The 26,458-nt window shown below is 35.2% G+C and carries 16 protein-coding genes and 1 tRNA gene; 14 read left to right on the forward strand and 3 right to left on the reverse strand.

What is annotated here, in order from left to right; translation table 11 throughout:
• The first annotated feature begins 147 nt into the window (after positions 1-147).
• The 14 genes from C1H87_RS12130 to C1H87_RS12195 all read left to right on the forward strand — a co-directional run bounded on the left by C1H87_RS12130 (position 148) and on the right by C1H87_RS12195 (position 25,507).
• Positions 148-2,391, forward strand: a complete 2,244-nt coding sequence (locus C1H87_RS12130; RefSeq protein ID WP_102756071.1) for a ribonuclease R family protein — start codon at positions 148-150, stop codon at positions 2,389-2,391.
• Between the two features lie 48 nt (positions 2,392-2,439).
• Positions 2,440-2,739, forward strand: coding sequence for a heavy metal-binding domain-containing protein (locus C1H87_RS12135; RefSeq protein ID WP_102756072.1), 300 nt, complete (start codon positions 2,440-2,442; stop codon positions 2,737-2,739).
• Between the two features lie 64 nt (positions 2,740-2,803).
• Complete coding sequence (locus C1H87_RS12140) at positions 2,804-3,478, forward strand: head GIN domain-containing protein (protein ID WP_102756073.1); 675 nt, start codon at positions 2,804-2,806, stop codon at positions 3,476-3,478.
• 132 nt (positions 3,479-3,610) lie between these two features.
• The gene (locus tag C1H87_RS12145; protein WP_233783110.1) at positions 3,611-6,418 is read left to right on the forward strand and encodes a helix-turn-helix and ligand-binding sensor domain-containing protein; all 2,808 of its coding nucleotides are present in this window, start codon (positions 3,611-3,613) and stop codon (positions 6,416-6,418) included.
• A 341-nt stretch (positions 6,419-6,759) separates the two neighbouring features.
• Positions 6,760-9,939 carry a glycoside hydrolase family 2 TIM barrel-domain containing protein gene (locus C1H87_RS12150; protein ID WP_102756074.1) on the forward strand — a complete coding sequence of 1,060 codons (3,180 nt, stop codon included), beginning with the start codon at positions 6,760-6,762 and terminating at the stop codon, positions 9,937-9,939.
• A gap of 12 nt (positions 9,940-9,951) precedes the next feature.
• Complete coding sequence (locus C1H87_RS12155; RefSeq protein WP_102756075.1) at positions 9,952-11,379, forward strand: glycosyl hydrolase family 16; 1,428 nt, start codon at positions 9,952-9,954, stop codon at positions 11,377-11,379.
• A gap of 32 nt (positions 11,380-11,411) precedes the next feature.
• Positions 11,412-12,260, forward strand: a complete 849-nt coding sequence (locus tag C1H87_RS12160; RefSeq protein WP_102756076.1) for a glycoside hydrolase family 16 protein — start codon at positions 11,412-11,414, stop codon at positions 12,258-12,260.
• 20 nt (positions 12,261-12,280) lie between these two features.
• Entirely contained in the window at positions 12,281-15,577 is a 3,297-nt protein-coding gene (locus C1H87_RS12165; protein ID WP_102756077.1) for a PKD domain-containing protein, read from the forward strand.
• A 96-nt stretch (positions 15,578-15,673) separates the two neighbouring features.
• Positions 15,674-19,132: a hypothetical protein gene (locus C1H87_RS12170; RefSeq protein WP_102756078.1), complete on the forward strand. Its 3,459-nt coding sequence runs from the start codon at positions 15,674-15,676 to the stop codon at positions 19,130-19,132.
• Positions 19,133-19,142: 10 nt separating this feature from the next.
• Positions 19,143-20,432: a glycosyl hydrolase family 17 protein gene (locus tag C1H87_RS12175; RefSeq protein ID WP_102756079.1), complete on the forward strand. Its 1,290-nt coding sequence runs from the start codon at positions 19,143-19,145 to the stop codon at positions 20,430-20,432.
• Between the two features lie 58 nt (positions 20,433-20,490).
• Positions 20,491-21,939: a glycoside hydrolase family 30 protein gene (locus C1H87_RS12180; RefSeq protein ID WP_394337964.1), complete on the forward strand. Its 1,449-nt coding sequence runs from the start codon at positions 20,491-20,493 to the stop codon at positions 21,937-21,939.
• A 30-nt stretch (positions 21,940-21,969) separates the two neighbouring features.
• On the forward strand, positions 21,970-23,535 hold the full coding sequence (locus tag C1H87_RS12185) for an MFS transporter (protein ID WP_102756080.1): 1,566 nt from the start codon (positions 21,970-21,972) through the stop codon (positions 23,533-23,535).
• Between the two features lie 12 nt (positions 23,536-23,547).
• The gene (locus tag C1H87_RS12190) at positions 23,548-24,456 is read left to right on the forward strand and encodes a glycoside hydrolase family 17 protein (protein WP_102756081.1); all 909 of its coding nucleotides are present in this window, start codon (positions 23,548-23,550) and stop codon (positions 24,454-24,456) included.
• 355 nt (positions 24,457-24,811) lie between these two features.
• On the forward strand, positions 24,812-25,507 hold the full coding sequence (locus C1H87_RS12195; RefSeq protein WP_102756082.1) for a LysE family translocator: 696 nt from the start codon (positions 24,812-24,814) through the stop codon (positions 25,505-25,507).
• Between the two features lie 17 nt (positions 25,508-25,524).
• Here the strand turns inward: C1H87_RS12195 and C1H87_RS12200 are convergent.
• The 3 genes from C1H87_RS12200 to C1H87_RS12210 all read right to left on the reverse strand — a co-directional run bounded on the left by C1H87_RS12200 (position 25,525) and on the right by C1H87_RS12210 (position 26,226).
• Positions 25,525-25,595 (reverse strand) — tRNA-Cys (locus C1H87_RS12200).
• Between the two features lie 59 nt (positions 25,596-25,654).
• A complete protein-coding gene (gene folB, locus C1H87_RS12205) occupies positions 25,655-26,017 on the reverse strand; it encodes a dihydroneopterin aldolase (protein WP_102756083.1) in 363 nt (120 codons plus the stop codon).
• Positions 26,017-26,226, reverse strand: coding sequence for a zinc ribbon domain-containing protein (locus C1H87_RS12210; RefSeq protein WP_102756084.1), 210 nt, complete (start codon positions 26,224-26,226; stop codon positions 26,017-26,019). Before C1H87_RS12210 ends, folB begins: the two co-directional genes overlap by 1 nt.
• Positions 26,227-26,458: the final 232 nt, after the last annotated feature.

Below are 26,458 nucleotides of genomic sequence, written 5' to 3' on the forward strand. Positions count from 1 at the left end.
TTTATAGCTTAACATTAAAAAAATACCATTAAAAATATTAAATGTAACTTTGCACAAAACTTAATGCAAAATCTTCACCAATTAATTAAGTTTAAAACTATTAACTCCTATATACCTTATAGGAAACGATTATGAATTAAATTATAAATGACAAGAAAGAAAAAAAGGAAATCGAAGAAAGGAATTTCCAACTTAACAAATACCATTCTAAGTATTTTAAAAAAAGATAGAAACCAATCATTCAACTATAAACAAATTGCTGCGAAACTAGGTGTTAATGATGCCAGTAGCAGAAATCAAATTATAAAAACCTTAGCCAAACTTGCTGCCAAACAAGAGATTATACAAGTAGATAGAGGCAAGTTTAAAGCAGTAGTTAATACAGAATACCATACTGGTATTTTAGATTTATCGGCCAAAGGATCTGGCTACATTATTTGTGAAGACTTTGATGATGATGTTTTTATAGCATCCAATAATATAAATAGAGCATTGGATGGCGACGAAGTAGAATTCTATGTTTATAAACGTAGAAAAAGAGGAAAATTAGAAGGAGAGATAACCAACATTATAAAACGCGACAAAAGTGAGTATGTTGGTGTTATTCAAATACATAGCAACTACGCATTTGTAATTGCAGATAGCTCAAAAATGTATAAGGATATTTTTATTCCTATTAACAAAGCCTTTAAAGCAGAAGACGGAGATAAAGTATTAGTAAAACTTGAAGATTGGCCAGAAAATGCCGATTCGCCATACGGAAAAGTAATCCAAGTTCTTGGTAAACCCGGAGATCATAATACCGAAATCCATTCTATTCTTGCAGAATACGGGTTACCACACGAATTTCCACACGAAGTAGAAGCATTTGCCAATAAATTAGACACCTCTATTACTCCGGAAGAAATTGCTAAACGTAGAGACATGCGTAAAGATTTAACCTTTACGATCGATCCTAAAGATGCCAAAGATTTTGATGATGCTTTATCTTTTGAAGTTCTGGATAACGGATTATACGAAATAGGAATTCATATTGCAGACGTATCTCATTATTTACAGGAAGGCACTGTTTTAGACGATGAAGCTTACGAGCGTGCCACATCCATTTATTTAGTAGACAGAGTTGTGCCTATGCTTCCCGAAGTGCTATCAAATAAAGCCTGTTCATTACGTCCGCATGAAGAAAAGTACACCTTTTCTGCTGTGTTTCAAATAAATGATAAATGCGAAATTAAAAACGAATGGTTTGGCCGTACCGTAACCTATAGTGATGCACGATATGCTTACGAAGAAGCCCAGGCTATTATAGAAAATAATATAGGGCTTGTCATTCCTGCGAAGGCAGGAATCCACAACATTAACGAAATTAATAATACCATACCAAAAGAAGTATCACTTACAGGTAAAGAATATCAAACACCTAAAGAAATAGCGCAAGCCATTTTAAAAATGGATGAACTGGCTAAAATTATGCGTAAAAAGCGTATGAGGTCTGGCGCCATTTCCTTCGACAAAGTAGAAGTAAAATTCAACTTAGATGAAAAGAATAATCCAGTTGGTGTATTCTTTAAAACGAGCAAAGATGCCAATAAACTTATTGAGGAATTTATGCTTTTGGCAAATCGAAAAGTATCCGAATTTATTGGTAAAAAAGATCCTAAAAAAACTTTTGTATATCGAGTACACGACGAACCAGACGATAGCAAATTAGCAGGATTACAAGGTGTTGTTTCTAAATTTGGTTACAAACTTAATTTTAAAGACAGAAAAACCACATCGGCGTCTCTAAACAATCTACTTAAAGAAGTAAACGGTAAAAAAGAGCAAAACCTCGTAGATACACTAGCCATTAGAAGTATGAGTAAAGCCGAATATACCACAAATAACATTGGACATTATGGTTTGGCGTTCGATTATTACAGTCATTTTACATCGCCCATTCGTCGTTATCCAGATGTTATGGCACACCGTTTATTACAACACTATTTAGATGGTGGTAAATCTGTAAACGAAGAAGTTTACGAAGATAAGTGCAGCCATTCAAGTGCCATGGAGAATCTTGCAGCCAAAGCAGAACGGGATTCCATAAAATACATGCAAATTAAATTTATGCAAGACCATAAAGACGAAACGTTTTTAGGTGTTATTTCTGGAGTAACCGATTGGGGTATTTATGTTGAAATTATTTCCAACAAATGTGAAGGCATGGTAAGCGTACGTGATATGACAGACGATCACTATGCGTTCGACCAAGATCTATACGCTATGGTTGGAAGAAATACTAAAATGATGTATCAACTTGGTGACGAAGTTATCGTAAAAGTTAAAAACGCAGATTTAGTTAAAAAACATCTGGATTTCAACCTAATAGGGAAAAACGAAACAGAATAGCCTTGTAACAATTGTTATAGCCATGCAACTAACAATAAAAATAAAGTCATGATTTTAACAACAACACATTCAATAGAAGGGCACACCATACAAGACTACTTGGGCATCGTTACAGGTGTTAATACAAGCATGCCCAAAACCACTTTTTCTTTTAACATGACTAAATATTACCGGTCGTACGAGAAAAAAGTCAACGAAACAAAAGAAGAAGCCTTTCAAAAGCTTAAGGAAAATGCTATTAATTTAAAAGCAAATGCTATTGTTGGGATTATAGTAGATATAGAAACAAATCCAACTACAGGTTTAATCATAGTATCCATTACAGGAACAGCTGTAAAAATTATTTAATTTAAAAAAAGGAATAATTATTGATAACTTTACGTTTAAATCAAAAAACATAAAATTATTACACATGAAACGCTTAATAATCATATTAACAATATTAGTTTCTACAATAGCCGTAGCACAAAAGCCGATAAAAAAATCTATTGGGGAATTTACAACCTTAAAAGTATTCGATTTGATGAAAGTTGAACTCATTAAATCTGATGAAAATAGAATTGTTATCTCAGGAGAAAACAATAGAGATGTTCTTGTAAACAATAAAAATGGAACACTAAAAATTAAAATGAAGCTTGAAGAAGCTTTTGATGGCGATAAAACAAAAATACAATTATACTATACAAATGTAGACGTAATTGATGTTAACGAAGGAGCAAAAGTTCATTCAGACGATATCATTAAACAATTCGAAATAGATTTAAATGCTCAAGAAGGTGGCCGTATAAATGTAAAGCTGGATGTAAATTATGCCAATATCAGATCCGTTACAGGAGCTACCATTCACGCTTCAGGAATTGCCAAGCATCAAGATGTATCTATTTATACAGGTGGTATTTACCAGGGAGAAGATCTTAAAACAGAATATACAGACGTTTCTGTACGAATTGCAGGAGAAGCACACGTTCGTTCCCAAAAGTTAGTTAATGCTAAAATAAGAGCAGGGGGCGATGTGTATATTTATGGTAAACCAGAACGTATAGATGAAAGTAGAGTATTCGGAGGCAGAATAAAACGTATGGACTAGACATATTTATTTTTTTAACAAAAGCCCGCTCTTGAAGCGGGCTTTTTTGTTAATTCACATTTCATCTTACCCATACAATATCTCCTACAACTCTAATTTTTACTATCTTAGTAATACAACAACTAAGATTAATTGAAACGATATAGCTTTCTGTTTTTTAATACATTCTTTTGCGTATATAGCCTTTTATATGCTCAAGAACACCCTCCTATTGAAGTTTTTTCGCCAAAAGATTACGGTGCCGAAATTCAAAATTGGTCCATTTCCCAGTCCAAAGAAAATTATATCTATGTAGCTAATAATAAAGGGTTGCTTGAATTTAATGGCGCCAATTGGCAATTATACCTATCACCTAACGAAACGATTATACGATCTGTAAACGTTATAGACAATTTAATATACACCGGTGCCAATAGAGAGTTCGGATATTGGCAAAGAAACGAATTCGGGTTACTATATTATACCTCACTTTCTAAAAAACTAAACGTAGATTTTTTAGAAGACGAAGAATTCTGGAACATTATAAGTATAGATGAATACATACTATTTCAGTCCCTAAAGCGAATATATATTTACAACAAAACAAGTGGCTCCTATAGCATCATTGACTCAGAAACCATTATCTACAAAATGTTTAAAGTTAATGGAACAATCTATTATCAAAAAACAAAAGATGGTATTTACAAGATTGAAAAAGGCGAATCAAAACTAGTTTCTAACAACCCTATTCTTAAAGAAAACAGGCTAGTTAACATTTTTAATAAAAATGACAATCTATTAATAGAAACAGAAAATAATGGATTTTATATTTTTAATAACGGAAACCTATCTAAATGGAATATCCCTGCCAACCAGAAATTATCGGAAGTAAGTGTATTTCGTAGTATTCAATTAAAAGACAATAGCTTTATATTAGGAACTCGATCTAACGGTATTTTGCATTTAACTGCAAATGGTACTATCGATTATAATATAGATACCAACCATGGATTAAGTAACAATACCGTTCATTCTGTTTTCGAAGATGCCGAAAATAACATCTGGCTAGCTTTAGAAAATGGGATTAATTGCGTAAATATTAAATCGCCATTTAGTATTTATACCGATGAAGAAGGAAAAATAGGAACAGTATACACCTCTGCGGTTTTTAATAACAATTTATATTTAGGTACAAATCAAGGACTCTTTTATAAGCCCTTGGGAAAAAATGACGACTTTAAACTTATTGAAACTATCCAGGAAGCCGTTTGGTCTCTAACCATAATAGATAATACATTGTTTTGTGGTCATGATACAGGAACATCCATTATAAATAACGATACAGGAGAAAAAATTAAAGGCATACAACACGGTACCTGGAATATAAAACCAATACACGGTAAAACAGACTTACTAATACAAGGCAATTACGATGGACTCTACATGCTTCAAAAAGTTAATAACAGTTGGGTATTTAGAAACAAAATAGAAGGGTTTGACCTCTCAAGTAAATTCTTTGAAATCTATAACGATCACATTTTTGTTAGTCACGAATACAAAGGTGTTTTTAAAATTAATGTAGACCAAAATTTTACAAAAGTATTAGAAATCAAGAAGGATCCAGACCTTGGTAAAGAACCAAACTCTAGCATTATTAAGTATAATAACAATTTATTGTATACACATAAAGAGGGCGTGTTAAAGTACAATACCAAAGCCAATAAGTTTTTAAAAGACACTGTTTTAAGTACCCTGTTTACAAAACAAGATTATACCTCTGGAAGACTAGAATTTAATAAAATACCCAATACCCTATGGTGCTTTTCTAAAACAAACTTAAGCTATATAACTCCGGGAAAATTAAGTAATACCCCAAAGGTCAATAAAATCCCTTTTTCCAAGGTATTGCCTCGAGGGTTAACAGGTTACGAAAACATCTCCTATCTCGATAATCAAAGGTATTTAATAGGAACCTCAACAGGGTTCGTTATTATAGATTTAGACAAAGTATCCCATAAATCTTACGATATTTCAATTAATACCATAACAAAACACAGTATAGTTACAAGCCCCGAAATTGTAAACAAAAATGGAAACAGAAGCTTTATAAACCAAGACAATAATCTGGAATTCTTGTTTAGTGTTCAAGAATATGACAAATATCTCGATACAGAATATCAGTACCAATTAGTAGGCATGTATCCAAATTGGAGCAATTGGTCTTTCAAATCTAATACACTATTTGAAAACCTACCTCATGGCGATTACATATTTAATGTTAGAGCCCGAATAGGCAATACCATGTCTAAAAATATAGCATCTTATAGCTTTAATATTGAAAGACCCTGGTACCTTTCAAATGCCATGATAGTTACATATGTGGTTTTAGTTTTATTGTTTTCATTAATAATGCACAATATTTATAAACGCTACTACAGAAAACAAAGAGAAGCATTATTACAAAAAACCACACGCGAACTGGAGCTAAAAGAGTTGGAAAACAAACAGCAGTTTATGCGTTTTAATAACGAAAAATTAAGACAGGATATAGATAACAAAAATCGTGAGCTAGGTATTTCAACCATGAGCTTAATTAAAAAGAACGAGTTTTTAAATAGTATAAAAAAGGAATTAAAAAATATTGATGACATTAATAAGATAAAACATGTTATTAAAATAATTGACAGGAATATAAATAATACAGACGACTGGCATGTTTTTGAAGAAGCCTTTAATAATGCCGATAAAGACTTTCTTAAAAAGATAAAACAAGAACACCCTGCGCTTACTTCAAACGATTTAAGATTATGTGCTTATTTAAGGCTCAATCTATCGTCAAAAGAAATTGCCCCATTACTTAACATTTCATCCAGAAGCGTAGAAGTAAAACGTTACAGATTGCGAAAAAAGATGAATTTACCGCACGAATCAAGCTTAACGGACTATATTTTGGAAATATAAACACACAACATTTGTTTTTTTTACCTATACAACACCACAACATTTGCGTTTTTTCTTACTTTTTAAAACTTATGTGATTGTAAGAAGACCCCTAACAAAAGCTTAAAAACATTGAGGTTTTAGTAATAAAACTCGATTTTTTTATAATGTATGCTTTTTGTTGAGGTCTTTTTTATGGATTTCGTAATTAATACAGGTAATTTTACTTCAAACCATAAAGTCCCTTTTCTGGTATTTATAAAATTCCTAATCAATTTATAATACAACTCATTGAAAGCAGGAACAATACAATAAAGTATTTCTGAATATAAAATAGACTAACTAAATAATTAAACAAAACTATGAAAAACGTTCTTTTAAGATTAGTACTTTTCTTATTTGCAATAACTACACTTGCGCAGTCTCAAAAGGTGTCCGTTGTAAGTAATGAGGAGGGCATGAAATTAGTTGTGAATGGAAAAGATTTCATGATTAATGGTATGAATTGGGATTATTTCCCAATAGGTACCAATTACAATTACAGTCTATGGAAACAATCCGATGATGTTATTAAAGCAGCATTAGACGCCGAAATGGGACTGCTAAAAAACATGGGCGTAAATGTTATTAGGCAGTATACAGGCGTACAACCTAAATGGATTCAATACATCTACGAAAACTATGGAATCTATACCATGCTCAACCATTCCTTTGGTAGATATGGGTTAACAATAAACGGAGCCTGGGTAGCAGTAACAGATTACAGAGACCCAGCAACACAGAAACTATTAATATCTGAAGTCTCTCAGATGGCAGAAACCTACAGAAACACACCGGGAATGTTACTGTTCCTCTTAGGAAACGAAAACAACTATGGTTTGTTCTGGGCAGGAGCCGAAACCGAAGATTTTCCAGATGAAGAAGATAAGAAGCGGGAAGTCGGCGAAAAGCGGGGAAGACCCATGTATAAGCTAATGAATGATGCCGTGCTTAAAATGAAGTCCATTGATGCATCGCATCCAGTGGCCATTTGTAACGGAGATTTATTGTTTGCAGATATTATAGCAGAAGAATGTAAAGACGTAGATATTTATGGCGTAAACATGTATCGAGGTAAATCTTTTGGAGACGCTTTCGAACGCGTTAAAAAAGAATTGAACAAACCCATCATGTTTACCGAATTCGGATGCGATGCATTTAATGCCAAAACCAATCAAGAGGACCAAAAGATGCAAGCATTTTTTATGGTAGAAAACTGGAAAGAGATCTACCAAAATGCTGCTGGGTTAGGAAAATCAGGAAATTCGATAGGAGGTTTTACCTTTCAGTTTAGCGACGGATGGTGGAAATTTGGTCAAACTAAAAACCTTGATATTCACGATACTAACGCATCCTGGTCAAACGGAGGCTACTACTTAGATTTAGATCCAGGAGAAAACAATATGAACGAAGAGTGGTTTGGTATTTGTGCCAAAGGACCAACAAACGAAAGAGGACTTTACAGTTTATACCCAAGAGCAGCATACTACGCCTTAAAAGAAGCACATAGCCTAGATCCTTATGCCAAAGATGTAACCTCAGATTTTGTTGATAATTATTTCAACAATATAGAGCTAATGGACGCTGTACTTAGGGCAAGAGGCGATAAAGCCGCACTTGGAGCAACTAGCGCTGGTAAAGTAAGATTAAGCAATTTACGCGCTGAGTTTACCACATTTAGTACAGGAGGTACTTTATTAACAACCCCAGAGACTGCAAATCCAGATGAAGCAGCATTTCCTAATCAGCTTGGTTTTGACCACATGCAATCTTATTATGTTGGTGTTGAAGGGAATCCAACCTCAAACATGCGTGCAGAAGTTAATTTCAATATTCTTGGTAATGTAGCACAAAACCCTATTAATGAGATATTTTACGAGAACGTAGGTAGACCAGTTAAAGTTATCAATACAAACGGCGAAGAAGTTATTATTACAGATAACAATAGAGTGAGGGTGTACAATGCTGAGTTTGAATGGAACTCTAAAGTGGCAGATGTAAGAGGGTTTTACAGAACCGGCCACTACCACTGGGGGTATGAAGGCGATTTCTTTGGCTTATACCCAGAAGCTAATTACGGCCCTAACCTAGACATATACAACGGAGAAATTCTAGGTGTAGAAGTAGATGGTAAAAAAGCCTTAAAAGGACTAAAAGCAGCTTTTGGACCACAATTATGGTGGGGAGCAAATCCAACGATATTATTAAAATACAGAACTCATTTTAAGCATTGGGATATTACTGGTATTTATCATAGAGATTTAGATACGAGCCTAGAATTTGACGATAATGGACTACGATTTTTAAATGCTAATCAGGTACAAAGTGGTGTTATTCCACCTTGGCCCACAGAACGTGCGACCATAGTTTTAGAAAGAGACTTTGGAGCCTTTGGTATTTCATTAGGAGGTATCTGGGGAGGAAGTCCTCTTAACGGTAGTACATTTCAAGATGTAACAGGTGAATCTGGAAACTATGTAGTATATCAAGATAAAATCAACTCAGATGATAACTGGGGCGGGAAAGCCAAAATAACCTATGAAAAAGGACGATTTAATTTCTATGCACAAGCGGCATATATGGGATTGGTTGCCAATGGAGGCGCAGATGCTACAAGAACATTTACAGGTTGGAAACTTAAAGATTCTGGAAGTGGCAATCAAACCAACATACTTTCTGGTTTCACATACAGCATTGGAGATTGGCAAATAGCACCAAATTTCCTTTGGCAAAAACCTTTAGTAGATCCTATGCCTAATGATGTAACCGCACCAGGAAGATTAAGAAACTTTATTGATGATCCATTCGCTGTAAGAGGTAACAGAGAAACCACAGCAGGAGAATTACTCTTAACCTTCGATCCAACACCTGGATCCTGGTTTTATGAGTGGGACAATGATCGGGCGGAAGATGCAAAATTGGCTTTTAACTTAGGTTTTGTATTTAGACATCAGCCAACATCACAAGATGCGCATATTGGGTTTTTAGCAAATCGTACCTTTTTTGCTTTTCCGCAGGCTGCGCCAGCACAAGACCTCTGGGAATTAAGTTCTCGTGTTGTTTCTAAAGTAAGTCCAGACTTAGGGATCATTGGAAATCTTTATGGAGGCAACGCTCAGGCAAATGGTGATAGTGACAGAACTATAGAACGCTTTGGTGGTAACATCAAAATGATATACAAAAAGTGGAAAATAGAATACGGTTTCAAAGTTAACGATTGGGGGCCTTTTGATTACCATCGTGATTTCAACTTGACTTTCCCTGTACAAAACATGATCGATATTTCTACGTCCATAGGTAAGCCTGATTGGTTTATTCTTCCAGATACTAAAATAGGTGTCCGTGGTACTTGGCGTTCCTTAAATGAAAACTCACCTAGATATTCACCTATTGCTGTTCCTCCAAACACGTTTCCAGCTATACCGCCAATTAGCCCTGTTGGATTTGATGATGGAAATGAGTGGGAAATCAGAACATATATACACATCAATATTGGTAAATAAAATAAAACTAAGATGAAAAATATAAAATTTACATATACAAAAATGATCTGCCTTTTAGGATTCATTTTTACAATTTTAGTAAGCTGCGAAAGAGAATTGTCTGATGAAGCCGTATTTGCAACATTCCCAAACACAGCAGAAGTTTTTACGGACGCCCCTGTTGGTTTAGGTACTAATTTTTATTTTCCTTATATCGGATCAAAAGCCACAGCCTGGTCAGTAGATAATGAGGTAAGCTATGAAGGTACTGCATCTATGCGTTTTGATGTGCCAAATGCAAACGATCCTAATGGAAATTATGCTGGAGCCATCTTTAGAATCGATGGGGAAGGCTCTGGTAGAGATTTATCAGGTTTTGATGCCTTAACGTTTTGGGCAAAGGCTTCTCAGGCTGTTACGATAGGAGAAGTGGGGTTTGGCGAAGATTTTGGTGAAAATAAACATATCGTTACCAGAACAAATATAGACTTAACAACAAATTGGATAAAATATATTATTCCTATCCCAGACCCGTCTAAGTTGATTCAAGAACGTGGCATGTTAAGATACTCTGCAGGAGGTATAGGTCCAGTAGGTAGCGAAGTAGGATACACTTTTTGGATAGATGAGGTTAAGTTTGAAAAACTAGGAACTGTTGCTCAATCACAACCTTTTATTTTAGGCGGTCAGGATGTTGAGCAACAATCTTTTAATGGCAGTGAAATAGACTTGGCAGCTAGTGGTCTTACACAAACGTTTAATGTCAATGGAAGCAATGTAACAGTAAATACCACACCAGCATATTTCTCCTTTTCTTCATCAACACCAAATATCGCTTCGGTAAATGAAAAAGGGTTGGTTACTATTCTTAATCAAGGCACAACAGTCATAACGGCTGTTTTAGCAGGTGTAGCTGCTAAGGGTTCTTTGAAAATAACATCGAGTGGTGATTTACCAGATTCCCCAGAACCAACAAGACCAGAGGCTAATGTTAAATCTATTTATAGTGATACATACGCAACAGAAACTGAAAGTAATTTTAATCCAGGTTTTGGAGGTTCGACCACACAAACTACAGAAGCAACTTCAAATGGTAATAATGTTCAAATCTATACCAATAACAATTTTACTGGTATCATTTTTAACAATACTGTAGACGCATCAGCACTAACTCATCTTCATGTTGATGTTTATACGCAACAATCAGATACTAATTTTGAAATACAAATACGAGATATTGGTGGAAATGGAGAACTAGAAACAAATGTTTTCAATGGCGCTCCCGATGGAGACGATAAAGATTTCAGGTTTACTGTTTCAGGTTTAACTCAAGGTGTCTGGACATCTTTCGATATTCCACTAGGCGGTGATATAGCTACTCAAAAAAATAATTTAGGTGCTCTTATATTAGCAGGTGGCCCTGATTTCATATTGGACAACATTTACTTCTACACAGAATAAGCTAGGTAACATAAATTTTAAAAAGAAATAAGATGAATAAAAAGCATACATATAAAATGAGAACAAAAACACTGTTCTTGATGTCCTTCTTGATGATTTCCTTTTTTGTGATATCCAGCTGTGAAACTGATGAAACACAAACTGTAGCTACGTTCACAGAGCTCGTTATGGCAGATGAGTTTGATACCGATGGTGCTCCTAACTCAACAATTTGGGGGTTTGATATTGGTACAGGACAAAACGGTTGGGGTAATAACGAGTTACAATATTATACAGATCGTTCAGAAAATGTAACCGTACAGAATGGCGTATTGATAATAACAGCTAAAGAAGAGGCCTTTAATGGTGCTTCTTATACCTCAGCAAGATTGTTAACTAAAGGAAAGTTTGAACAAACCTATGGGCGTTTTGAAGCTCGTATCAGGTTGCCTTATGGAAAAGGGCTTTGGCCAGCATTTTGGTTGTTAGGTGACGATTCTAATGGTACAGAAGTATGGCCACAAATTGGAGAAATTGATATTATGGAATATGTTGGAAGTGAACCAACTATAATGTTTGGTACCGTTCATGGTCCAGGTTATTCAGGAGGTCAATCTATAGGTAAGCCTTATCAATTAGAGAACGATAGGTTTGATACTGGATTTCACATTTTCGGAATAGAATGGGGACCAGATTATATCAATTACTATGTAGATGATATATTATACAATCAGATAACTCCAGATGATGTTCCCGGAGAATGGGTGTTTAATCGAGGCCCTTTCTACATTATATTAAACGTAGCCGTTGGAGGCCAATTACCAGGTGCACCAAATGCAGAAACCGTATTCCCTCAAACTATGTTGGTAGACTATGTACGTGTTTATAATAGAAGAAACTAACTAACTCAAAATAAAAAACAATGAAAACTATAACAAAAACATTTAAATATATATCCATTTTGATATTGGCATTATCCTTCAATGCATGTGAAGATGATGATGCCGTATTACCAAGAGTTGAAGCTGGTTTTAGTTATACTGTTGATATGAATACGGGAACCGTAACCTTTATCAATATATCAGAAAACGCAAATACCTATGAATGGAATTTTGGAGATGATGACACATCTACTCTTATTAATCCAGTAAAAGTTTACACCAATGGTACTTACACTATTACACTTAAAGCCCTGAATGTTGCAGGAGCATCTGATACATTTGAAGATAACATTGAAATATCGATTCCAGAAGCCGTTGCGTTTCCAATTTCATTCGATTCGAACAATGTAAATTATGGTGGTGATCCTTTTAGTGGCGCTTCTTTTGCAATAGTAGATAACCCCGACCCTTCAGGGTCAAACACTGATGCTTCAAAAGTTGGAGCATTAACCAATAGCGGAGCTACTTTTGAAGGTATTGCTTTCGAGTTAGGAACTTCAATAGACCTATCTACAGAAAAAACCATAAAAATGGATTTTTGGTCAGACGCTCCAATAAGCGTACTGCTTAAACTTGAAATTTCAGAAAATGATTTTGTCGAAGTTACGGTTAATCATGGCGGTACAGGATGGGAAGAATTATCTTTTAACTTCTCCGACTCGGGAACATATCCTAAACTCGTAATTTTTGTAGATGGTCCGGGTACAGCCTCAGGAACTTTTTACTTCGATAATTTAGAGCAAGTTGAAACAGATACTACTGGTGGGGCATGTACAGATACACCTGTTGCCGCAACCGCATTCCCTGTAGATTTTGAAGCATGCGAATCTTTTATAGACTCATTTGCAAACGATGGAAGTATTACCACTGAGCTTTCGGGCAACCCAGATAAAACAGGTGTAAACACTTCAGATAATGTATTAAAAGTCGTTAAAGCTAACGGAACTAATAGATGGGCTGGATTTCAAAATGCATTTCCTGAAAATTTTGATGCTACAAAAACACTTAAGGTAAAGGTATACTCATCTAAAGCTAATGCTGTTATGAAATTTGAGGTAAATAGCAACCCTCAACCTGCTGGCTCTGGAAACCCCGGACCTCAATATGCAACTATAACAGATGCTAACACTTGGACTGAAGTAGAAGTAATGTTTACAGGAATACCTGGTAATAATACAGGTCTTAATCAATTGGTTATAAAACCAGATAATCCAGATGGTACAGACGGTACCTTAACAGATTCTGAAGAAACTTATTATTTTGATGATATTTCCTTTGGTGACGGAGGTGGTACATCTACAGAACCATCAATGGCAGCTCCAACACCAACTCAGGATGCTGCGAATGTTAAATCTGTATTTAGTGATGCATATACCGATATAGCGGGTACTAACTTAGATACCAACTGGCAAGGTGATTTAGTTTCCGAAACAGTATCTATTCAAGGTAATAATGCCATAAAATATAGCAATGTAAAATTCATAGGCATGCAATTGGCAGGAGATACTGATTTCTCTGATATGGAATTTTTACATGTCGATATTTGGACGCCGGATGCTACGGTATTAGAAATAACGCCAATAAGCCCTCCAAACGAATTATTAGTCGGCTTACCAAGTTTAACACAAGGTGAATGGAAGAGTTACGACATTCCGGTAACTGATTTTACAGGGGTTGATTTTACTAAAATATTACAGTTCAAAATTGATGCACAAAAAGGTGTGAATCCGGCTGTGGTTTATATGGACAACCTGTATTTCTATAAATCAGGATCAACTGGTGGTGGCACAGAACCAACCATGGCTGCTCCAACACCAACCCAAGATGCAGCAAATGTAAAATCTGTATTTAGTGATACATATACCGATATAGCAGGTACTAATTTAGATACCAATTGGCAAGGTGATTTAGTTTCTGAAACTGTAGCTATTCAAGGTAACGATGCCATAAAATATAGGAATGTAAAATTCATTGGAATGCAATTGGCAGGAGATACCGATTTCTCTGATATGGAATTTTTACATGTCGATATTTGGACGCCGGATGCCACCGTTCTAGAAATAACCCCGATAAGCCCTCCAAACGAATTATTAGTCGGCTTACCAAGTTTAACACAAGGTGAATGGAAGAGTTACGACATTCCGGTAACTGATTTTACAGGGGTTGATTTTACTAAAATATTACAGTTCAAAATTGATGCGCAAAAAGGCGTTAATCCAGCTGTGGTGTACATGGACAACCTGTATTTCTATAAATCAGGACCAGCACCTACAGAGCCAACCATGGCAGCACCAACACCAACTCAGGATGCTGCAAATGTAAAATCTGTATTCAGCGATACTTACACAGACATAGCAGGTACTAATTTAGATACCAACTGGCAAGGCGATTTAGTTTCTGAAACTGTAGCTATTCAAGGTAACGATGCCATAAAGTATAGTAATGTAAAGTTTATAGGCATGCAGTTGGCAGGAGATACCGATTTCTCCGATATGGAATTTTTACATGTCGATATTTGGACGCCAGATGCCACCGTTTTAGAAATAACCCCGATAAGCCCTCCAAACGAATTATTAGTCGGCTTACCAAATTTAACACAAGGTGAATGGAAGAGTTACGACATTCCAGTAACTGATTTTACAGGGGTTGATTTTACTAAAATATTACAGTTCAAAATTGATGCGCAAAAAGGCGTTAATCCGGCTGTGGTTTTCATGGATAACCTGTATTTCTATAAATCAGGATCAACTGGTGGTACAGGAGGTTGTTCAGGTTCACCTGTAGCGGCAACAGCATTCCCAGTAAATTTTGAAAGCTGCGAGTCTTTCATCAGCACCTTTGCTAATGATGGAAGTATTACAACAGAGCTTTCGGCAAATCCAGCAAAAACAGGAATAAATACTTCAGATAATGTATTGAAAGTCGTTAAAGCTAACGGAACAAATAGATGGGCTGGTTTCCAAAACCCATTCCCTAGTAATTTTGATGCTACTAAAACATTCAAGTTTAAAGTGTATTCAACCAAAGCGAATGTTGTCATGAAATTTGAGGTAAATACCAATCCTCAACCTCCTAGTTCTGGAAACCCTGGACCACAATATAGAACCATAACAGAAGCTAATACCTGGACAGAGATCGAAGTAGTATTTACAGGAATCCCAGGTAATAACACAGGACTTAATCAACTGGTTATAAAACCAGATAATCCAGATGGTACAGATGGTACGCTTACAGATTCTGAAGAAACCTACTATTTTGATGATATAAGACTTGAATAAGATTAGTTCAATAATAATTACAACGTAAAGAAAAGGCTAGCACAAATTCAATCAACTAGCTAGCCTTTTTATTAAAATAAACTTTAAAAAAGCTAAATGAATAATACAGTTTTTAAAGATGAGCCTAAAATTTCAAATACTATGAATACCATAAAAGGAGATTTAGTAGATTTTGAAAATGAGATCTATTACAAGATTACCAATAGTGATGCCATGCGTCCTTTCTTTATGAGCATAGTAAGTGATTCAAATCATTGGATGTTCATATCGAGTAATGGCGGAGTATCTGCTGGAAGAAAAAACGCCGAGTCTTCATTGTTTCCGTATTACACAGACGATAAAATAACCGAGTCGGCAGACATTACGGGAAGTAAAACCATATTTCAAATCCATTCAAATGAGAAAATCCACATCTGGGAACCTTTCTCAATACGCCAAATGGGTGTTTACAACATATCAAGAAATATATATAAAAACACCTATGGGAATAAAGTGATTTTTGAGGAAATTAATGTTGATTTGGGCTTAACATTCAGGTATCAATGGAATTCTAGTAATGAATTCGGTTTTGTAAAAAAGTCAACATTAATAAACAATACATCTTCTAAGATTCGTATTACTGTTTTAGATGGTTTACAAAACATATTGCCTACTGGAGTTACTTCAGATTTACAAAATAGTAGAAGTAATTTAGTAGACGCCTACAAAAAAAACGAGCTATTGCCCGATTCTGGTCTAGGTGTATATACATTAAGTGCCATAATTGTTGACAAAGCAGAACCTAGTGAAGCTTTAAAAGCAAATATCGTTTGGTCGGCTGGTTTTGAAAACCCACTTTATTTAATCTCATCAACACAACTTGATAACTTTAGGAGCAAAAAACCCTTAAAACAAGAAGTTGATGTAAAAGCCGAAAAAGGAGCCTATTTTGTATCATCGAATATAGATTTAAAAGCAAATTCGGAGAAAAACTGGATGTTTGTTGCCAATGTAAATCAAACAATATCTGGAGTGGTTGAAATATCAGAAACTATTAAAAACCATGCATATATTTCAGACATTGTAAATGATACTATCGATACTGGAACAAAACGTTTGATAGAATTAACAGGGGCTTCAGATGGTTTACAACTAACAGCAGACCCTTTAATAAACAACAGGCATTTTTCCAACACGCTGTTTAACATTATGCGAGGCGGTATTTTTGATGATGACTATAACATTGAAAAACCAGACTTTATTAAATACATAGCAAACGCCAATAAGCAATTCTTTAGTAAAAAGAACAGCCAACTAAAAAACTTACCCGAAACATTCACACTTAACTATTTAAAAGACCTTGCAGAACAGGATGTTGATGCTATTTTTAAACGACTTAGTTTTGAATATTTACCTCTAAAATTCAGTAGAAGGCATGGAGACCCAAGTAGACCTTGGAATAAGTTTTCAATAAATACACATAGCGAAATAGATGGCTCTAAAATTTTGGACTACGAAGGTAACTGGCGAGATATTTTTCAAAACTGGGAAGCTCTAGCATATTCATATCCGGAGTTTATAGAAAGTATGATTCATAAGTTTTTAAATGCCACTACATTTGAAGGCTATAATCCATATCGTGTTACAAAAGATGGTTTCGATTGGGAAGTTATTGAGGAGAACGATCCGTGGTCGTATATAGGCTACTGGGGCGATCATCAAATTATTTACCTGTTGAAGTTTTTAGAATTTATAGAAAACCATTATCCCGGTAAACTCGAAGCCCGTTTCGATCAAGATATATTTGTATACGCCAATGTACCTTATAAAATAAAAAGTTACGAAGACATACTTTCTAATCCTAAAGATACTATTGATTTTGATCATGATCTAGATGCAAAAATCAATGAAGCAAAACAAAAAATAGGTGCAGATGGCACTTTACTACAAGATAAAAACAATGCCATCTATAAAGTTAACCTAATTGAAAAGCTTTTAGCCACAGTACTGGCCAAGGTATCTAATTTTATCCCAGAAGGCGGCATTTGGTTAAACACACAACGTCCAGAGTGGAACGATGCCAACAACGCATTAGTAGGTAATGGTGTGTCCATGGTTACCCTGTACTATTTAAATCGCTTTTTTAATTTCCTAGAAAAGGTTATCAATACATCTGAAACAAAACAAATTAAAATCTCTGAAGAACTTAAACAATTTTTGGATGAAACTGCTTCAATACTTGAAGAAAACAAGCATATTCTTTCGGGAAAAATATCAGATAAAAACAGAAAAACGGTTTTAGATGGGCTGGGTTCTGCAGGAAGTAAGTACAGAACAACCATTTATAATAACGGTTTTAACAACAATAAATCTGTAATAACCAAAACCGCGCTTTTAAGTTTTATAAAAACCACCAAAGATTATTTACAACATACCATTGATGCCAACAAACGACCTGATAATATGTACCACGCATATAACTTAATGACAGTCGAAAATAAAAAAGAAGTATCCATATCCTATCTGCCAGAAATGCTAGAGGGTCAAGTGGCTGCTTTAAGTTCCGGTTACCTGGCACCAAAAGACGCATTAGCACTGCTTGATGGTTTAAAAAATAGTTCACTCTTTAGAGCCGATCAATACAGTTATATATTATATCCGGACAAAGAATTACCCCGATTTGATAAGAAGAATAATATCCCTTCTGATAAAGTAGAACAATCCGACTTATTAAAACAATTAATAAAAGACGGTAATACTCATATTATTGAAAAGGATGTTTTAGGGAACTACCATTTTAATGGTAATTTTAACAATGCCAATAGCTTACAAGAGGCCTTAACAACGCTTTCTAAAGACGCTTATAAATCCCTTATAAAGAAAGATACCGAACTATTATTAGAAACTTTCGAAGACATCTTCGATCATAAATCATTCACAGGGCGCTCAGGAACATTCTTTGGCTATGAAGGCTTAGGATCCATTTATTGGCATATGGTTTCCAAATTACTATTAGCCGTTCAAGAAAATTGTTTATTAGCAGTAAACACGAATAAAAATGAAAAGCTTATTGGGAAGCTTTTAGATCATTATTATGAAATAAATGCAGGTATAGGTGTACATAAATCACCCGAACTTTACGGAGCTTTTCCAACCGACCCTTATTCTCATACACCAGCAACCAAAGGTGCGCAACAACCTGGAATGACAGGTCAGGTAAAAGAAGATATTCTAAGTAGAATTGGCGAACTGGGTGTTTTTGTAAAAAATGGATGTATCACATTCAATCCTTGTTTACTACGTAAAGAAGAGTTTTTAAAAACCCCTAAAGTTTTCAGATACAGTGATGTTAAAAAAGAGGAATGGGAAATACTATTAGACCCAAATACACTTTGCTTTACTTATTGCCAAGTGCTAATTATATATAAGCTTTCAGATAAAAATAGCTTAAACGTAATTTTTAATAATGACAGACAATTGAACTTTGATAATTTAAGTCTTGATTCAAAAATTTCAGAATCAATATTTCAAAGAAAAGGGCAAATAAGCCAGATAAATGTATTGCTAAAAAGATAAAAGCAAGCAGATGAAAACGAATTTAAAAAAACTCCTATTACTAACCATTTTAATTGCAACAATTGGATGTGCAAATAAGTCTAAAAAAGCAAGTGAAAAAGTGATTGAAGAAAAACATATAACTGCAGCAGATATTTTAGGTAACCCCAAATACTTAGCCATTTCATATGGTGGTTATAGGCAGGTATCACGAGATATCCAACCAACCATCCCACAGTTAAAAGAAGATATGAAAATATTGGCTGCTATGGGTATTAAAATATTACGTACTTACAATGTACAACTGCAGCAAGCCCCTAACATACTAAAAGCCATTAGTGAATTAAAAAACGAAGATCCTACTTTTGAAATGTACGTTATGCTAGGTGCATGGATTGATTGCCAAAATGCATGGACAGACAAAGCGCCTAATCATGACGTTGAGAGTGAAAACAACGCCGCAGAAATTGAAAGAGCGGTGTCTCTGGCAAAGACATACCCAGACATTATAAAAATAATAGCCGTTGGGAATGAAGCCATGGTAAACTGGGCAGCAAGCTATTTTGTTCGCCCCAATATGATACTAAAATGGGTAAACCATTTACAAGAATTAAAAAAAGCCGGAGAACTTCCCCAATCGTTATGGATTACCAGCTCCGATGATTTTTCCTCCTGGGGTGGTGGAGATGCCAGTTATCATACTAAAGACCTGGAAAAACTAATCAATGCAGTCGATTATATTTCTATGCATACCTATCCGATGCATAATTCTCATTATAATCCGGAATTTTGGTTATCCCCAGAAAACGAAATAGACCTTACAGATAGCGAAAAAATAGAATCTGCTATGCAGCGAGCTCTTGCCTTCGCAAAAAAACAATACGATAGTGTTACCAACTACATGAAAAGCTTGGGTGTAAATAAGCCTATTCATATAGGAGAAACAGGTTGGTCAACAACCTCTAACGGGCATTACGGCAAAAACGGATCGAGAGCTACAGATGAATATAAGTCTGGACGTTACCACGAATTAATACGAAACTGGACCAATAAGGCAAACATTTCCTGCTTCTACTTTGAAGCATTTGATGAGCAGTGGAAAGATGCTGCAAACAAACTAGGATCAGAAAACCATTTTGGTCTTATAAACTTAAAAGGTCAGGCAAAATATGCCCTATGGGATATGGTTGACAGAGGCCTTTTTGATGGATTGACAAGAGATGGTAACCCAATAACAAAAACCTACAATGGAGACAAAGAAGCGTTAATGCAGGAAGTTTTGGTCCCGCCAACTCATGCAGAATTTAGTACAACACATTAGTTTTTAAATAATGAACATGAAACTTTTAACATATTATTTCTACTGTCTTTTATTCACGATGATGAGTTGTATCAATACAGAAAATAAACTACGGGTCGAAGTTTTCGAAACTTCCGCCAAAGGAAATCAACTAACTAAAATTACTGAGTTCCTTGACTCTGATACGAAAGTAACCATCAAACTAACTCCAGAACAAACTTTTCAAACCATCACAGGTTTTGGAGGTGCTTTTACCGAGTCTTCGGCTTACCTATTAAACAAGTTAAGTAAAAAGAATCGCGATACAATTTTGAGAGCCTATTTTGCTAAAGAAGGCGCTAGATATTCCTTAACGAGAACACACATGAACTCATGCGATTTCTCGTTAACCAACTATTCGTACTCGCCTGTAGAAGGAGATAAAAACCTAGAACACTTCACCATCGAGGAAGATAGGGACGATTTAATTCCAATGATAAAAGATGCCATAGCCATATCAGAAGACGGTTTCAAAATATTCGCATCGCCATGGACCGCAGCACCCTGGATGAAAGATAACAACCATTGGGTAGGAGGCAAACTGCTCCCGGAATATTACGATACCTGGGCTTTGTTCTTTTCCAAATACTTAGATGCTTATAAAGCAGAGGGTATCGACATTTGGGGGTTTACCGTTGAAAATGAACCTCATGGAAATGGTAATAACTGGGAAAGCATGCATTTTTCTCCAAAGGAAATGACCGATTTTGTTCAGTTTCACTTAGGGCCAAAATTAGAAAATGACGGGTATGGCGATAAAATTATTTTAGGTTACGATCAAAACAGAGCAGGTTTAAAAGAATGGGTTGATGAAATGTATCGCGACGAAGCATCATCAAAATATTTTGATGGTACGGCTATACATTGGTATGAAAGCACTTATGATTATTTCCCAGAAGCACTCCAATATGCACACTATAAAGCCCCAGACAAATACCTGATAGAAACCGAAGGATGTGTGGATTCTGAAATACCTAAGTGGCAAGACGATGCCTGGTATTGGAGTAAAGAAGCAACAGATTGGGGGTGGGATTGGGCCTCCGAAGCCGAAAAATATCTTCATCCTAAGTATGCACCCGTAAACCGATATGCGAGAGACATCATCGGGTGCTTAAATAACTGGGTTGATGGGTGGGTAGACTGGAATATGGTCTTAGATAGGCAGGGAGGCCCTAATTGGTTCAAAAACTGGTGCGTTGCACCTGTTATTGTTGATCCTGATGCAGATGAAGTCTACTTCACACCGATTTATTATATCATGGCTCACTTTAGTAAATACATTAGACCTGAAGCAAAAATAATTGGTCATGAAAATTCAGACGATACCCTCATGGTAACAGCGGCCATAAACCCTGACGACACTACAACTGTGGTGATTTTCAATGAAACAGAAGTTCCAAAAAACATTAACCTGTCTGTGAACGGTAAAACTGTGGATTTTGCAATAGACGCCAAGGCGATTCAAACTGTTGTAATTCCTAAAGCATAAAAGAAGTTTAACTAACTAAACAAAAAGATTATGTCGAATATTAAAACTACAGTAAAAGATAGAGTTCCTATAGGTCAAAAAGCAGCCTTTGGTGCTGGACATTTTATACTAAACATTTTACCTGGAACTTTAGGTGTTTTTATTCAATTCTTCTTACTTACCGCTTGGGGTGTAGACCCCTTATGGGCTGGACTTTTGGGAGGTTTACCAAGAATATTTGATGCTATTACAGATCCTATAATGGGTTTTATATCAGACAATACGAAATCTAAATGGGGACGGCGACGACCTTACATCTTTTTAGGAGCGATAATAAGCGGTATACTTTTCTTTTTAATGTGGCAGATTGACGACAATGCTTCGCAAACGTATATTATTTGGCATGTTATGGTTCTTCAAATTCTATTCCTTGTAGGAAACACCATGTTTGCCACGCCTCTGGTAGGTTTGGGTTATGAAATGACTTCAGACTATAATGAGCGTACACGTTTAATGGCATTTTCGAATACAATGGGACAAATTGCCTGGATGATTGTTCCTTGGTTATATGTTATTATACCAGATTCGAACACATTTAATACACAAACCGAAGGTGTGCGAACTATGGCCCTTATTGTTGGTGCGATGTGTGTGGTTTTTGGAATTCTGCCTTCTCTGTTTTGTAAAGGTATCGACTCTGCACACATGGAGAACAGAAAAGAAATTAATTTTAAGACACTTGCATCCAATATGAAAGAATTGTTTAAAGGCATAGCTCAAGTGTCCAAGAACAAACCATTTATGAAATTATGCGGAGCTACCTTTTTAGTCTTTAACGGATTTCAACTTGTGGCGGCATTTGGTGTATTCATTATTGTATTTTACATGTATAATGGCAGCTATGAAATGGCAGGTACTTGGCCCGCTTGGTTTAATACGATTAATGCCATAATTACCGCCTTTATTGTGATACCCATTATTTCAAAAATGGCTAATAAATGGGGAAAGAAAAAAGCTTTCATAATTTCCACGGTTTTATCGATTGCAGGCTACTTGTTAAAGTGGTGGGGGTTCGATAAAGAATTAAACAACAAGTTTAATGAAACGGGATTAGGTAAAGGGTTAAATTCTGGTGTTGGTGCATTGTTCGAGTCTTTAAATCCAATGCTAGATAAAATTGGTATGTCTTGGTTTAGCATAGACCCAGGAAGTGAAATACCTTGGTTAATATTTTTACCTATTCCATTATTTGCGTTCGGAATGGGAGGCCTGTTTACCTTAATGATGTCTATGACGGCAGATGTTTGCGATTTAGATGAACTAAAAAACGGTATGCCACGTAAGGAAGGTACTTTTGGCGCAATTTATTGGTGGATGGTCAAATTAGGACAAGCCATTGCACTCGTTTTAGGCGGATTGATTTTAAAGATCGTAGGCTTCGATCCGAATGTTACCGAGCAAACCTTAGAGACAATGAATAGGCTTAGAGTAGCTGATATTGTAATTCCCTCACTTACTGCAGCCCTAGCTATTTGGGTGATGTGGAAATATAGTCTTAGTGAATCAAGAGCTAAAGAAATTAAAGCAGAATTAGTAAAACGAAGAGGTGAACTTTAAAAATTAGAAGTTATGTCGTACAGAGCAGATAAAATAATGGCCTTAACTGGAGCTGAACTTAATAATAGAACAACCAAAGGCTTAGAAAATATATTTAAAAGAATACTAAAAAATGGTATGCATGGGTTGTGTTTTAGCCCTTATGAAGAAGGTCAAAAACCAGGTGATCAAATTACCGAAGGACAAATTAGACGCCGAATGAAAATTATAAAGCCATATACCAAATGGATACGGTCGTTTTCCTGCACAGATGGTAATGAATTAATTCCTGTTATCGCTAAAGAGTTTGGCATTAAAACCTTGGTAGGTGCTTGGTTGGGAAATGATGCGGATATTAACCGCAAAGAAATAGCAGGTCTTATTGAGTTAGCCAAACAAGGCTATGTAGATATTGCAGCCGTTGGAAACGAGGTAATGTATAGAGGTGACCTAACCGAAGAAGAGCTTTTAACATTTATATACGAGGTAAAGGAAAAAATTTCCAATATTCCTGTTGGTTATGTTGATGCCTATTATGAATTTACGCAAAGACCAAATATAACAGAAGCCTGCGATATTATCCTGGCCAATTGTTATCCTTACTGGGAGGGTTGTAGTAATGAATACGCATTAATTTACATGAAGGACATGTTTAACCAAGCACTTAAAGCAGCCAATGGAAAAAAAGTTATTATATCCGAAACAGGATGGCCAAGTGAAGGAGAAGGTCTAAACGGCGCCTTGCCCTCTTATGAAAATGCTATGAAATACTTCATCAATGCACAACAATGGTCCAAACAAGATAATATTGATATTTTTTATTTTTCGTCTTTTGACGAATCATGGAAAGTAGGAGACGAAGGAGACGTTGGTGCATTTTGGGGTGTATGGGATAAAGATGAAGTACCAAAGTTCTACAGGAAATCTCTGGCTCTGAAATGATATAAATATTTACGCATAAGTAAATATAAATCAGCGTTTTTAAGTATCGTTTACCTTAAATACCTGTAAGTAGTTTCAATACTGGTTTTTGATGTATTGGTAAAAAATACTAGCATCAGCTCCTGAATTAAATGTAGTATCAATTGATGGCTCTATTTTGAAGTCAGGATTGTATTTTACACAAAAAAACCCTTAATAGAACTAGTAGCCTTAAATTAGTTAAGAAATAGTTTCGTAATTAATTTAGTTTGTTGAAAGCGTGTGATGTTCTTATCACACGCTTTTTATTTGTAGTTGACTACCTTATATTTGTTGCGAAATATTTCTTTACTTTGTGTAAACCTTCGCTTAAGTTATGTTTGACGATATTTTAACCGCCATTCCCTTTGGGGTAATACTAGCCTTTACAATAGGCCCGGTATTTTTTGTGCTTTTGGAAACAAGTGCCACAAAAGGTTTTAGAAGTGCTTTAACATTCGATCTTGGTGTGTTATTTGCTGATGTTATTTTTATAGTTGTAGCATTTTACAGTACCAATAATTTTAGAGGGAAAATAAGCAGCGACCCCAACTTTTTAATATTCGGTGGCATGTTACTAACCATCTATGGTATCATCTCTTTTATAAAAACCTCAAAATCCTTTAGGGCTATCGTAAAGGAATATCATAAGGTTGAAATTCAAAAAGACTACGGGAAACTTTTTATAAAAGGTTTCCTTCTTAATTTTATAAATATTGGGGTTTTAATAGGCTGGTTGGGATTTATGGTATTAGGGGATTCATTAACAAAATCTGAAAACGGTGATATTGTTTTTGTAGTCACTATGGTTGTATCTTATTTTGTTACAGACCTCGTTAAAATTGTAATCGCTAAAAGATTGAAAGCTAAATTAACTCCTCGACTTATTTTTAAAACCAAAAAAGTAATAGCAGTTGTTATTTTAGGCTTTGGAATTTTATTATTTGTTCAAGGTTTGTTTCCTGAAGCTTACGAAAAAAATAAAGAAAAGTTAGAACAAATAAACCCTATAAAAGAAAAGCTTCCAGAATAATCTGGAAGCTTTTTTTGAGGCGTCGAGCGGATTCGAACCGCTGTAAAAGGTTTTGCAGACCTCTGCCTAGCCACTCGGCCACGACGCCGTTACGGAGTACAAATGTAAAAAAAAATATAAGTTTTCCTTACTTTATATTATTTTATATTAATTTTTACGTTCATCGGTCATTTTTATCGTTACCCGATCAACATCACCGCCGATTGGCGGATTTAATTTACTTACACAGACCGTGGCTTTTTGTACAAGTTTGTCCTCATTAAAAATTCGATCAAGTATCCTTCTGGCAACAGTTTCCAATAAATAAGCAGGAATACCCATTTCTTCCTTAATAATCCTGTTTAAAAACACATAGTCAACCGTATCAGATAACCTATCTGTTTTTGCAGAGGTTTGTAAATCTGCCTCAACTTCTAAATCGACAAGGTAGTCACTGCCGATTTTGGTTTCTTCTTTTAAACATCCATGGTAAGCAAATATGCGAATGTTCTCAACTTTTATAATTCCCATTAATTTGTAAATAAATCAAAAATATTACTTATTGCACTAGTTTTAGCTTTATAAAACTCGGTATAAGTACAGCGTGTACAAGTTACAGAAGTAAATTTTTTATTTTGGACATCAAAAATTTTGGATAAAGTTCCACCAGTTGCTCTCATTTCGCTTACTTCATATTCAGAATTATGGCATTTTGGGCAACTGTAATTTACATTTCTCATTTTAAATCGTTTTAATTAATAACATTTAGTAAATAAGTCACTACTAATTAAAATTTGTTACGCTTCTTAAACCTATCATACTAAAAATACATCCAAATAGTTGATCAAGAAATGGAATTATTTTTTGACTTGTTCAGGTAAAAAATCTAATCGATAACCTTAGTTATGATAACGTTTTCCAACAATGATAAAGTAAAAAACAAACCGTTTATACAGAACACTTAGGAATGTT

Source organism: Flavivirga eckloniae, assembly GCF_002886045.1.
Classification (GTDB): domain Bacteria; phylum Bacteroidota; class Bacteroidia; order Flavobacteriales; family Flavobacteriaceae; genus Flavivirga; species Flavivirga eckloniae.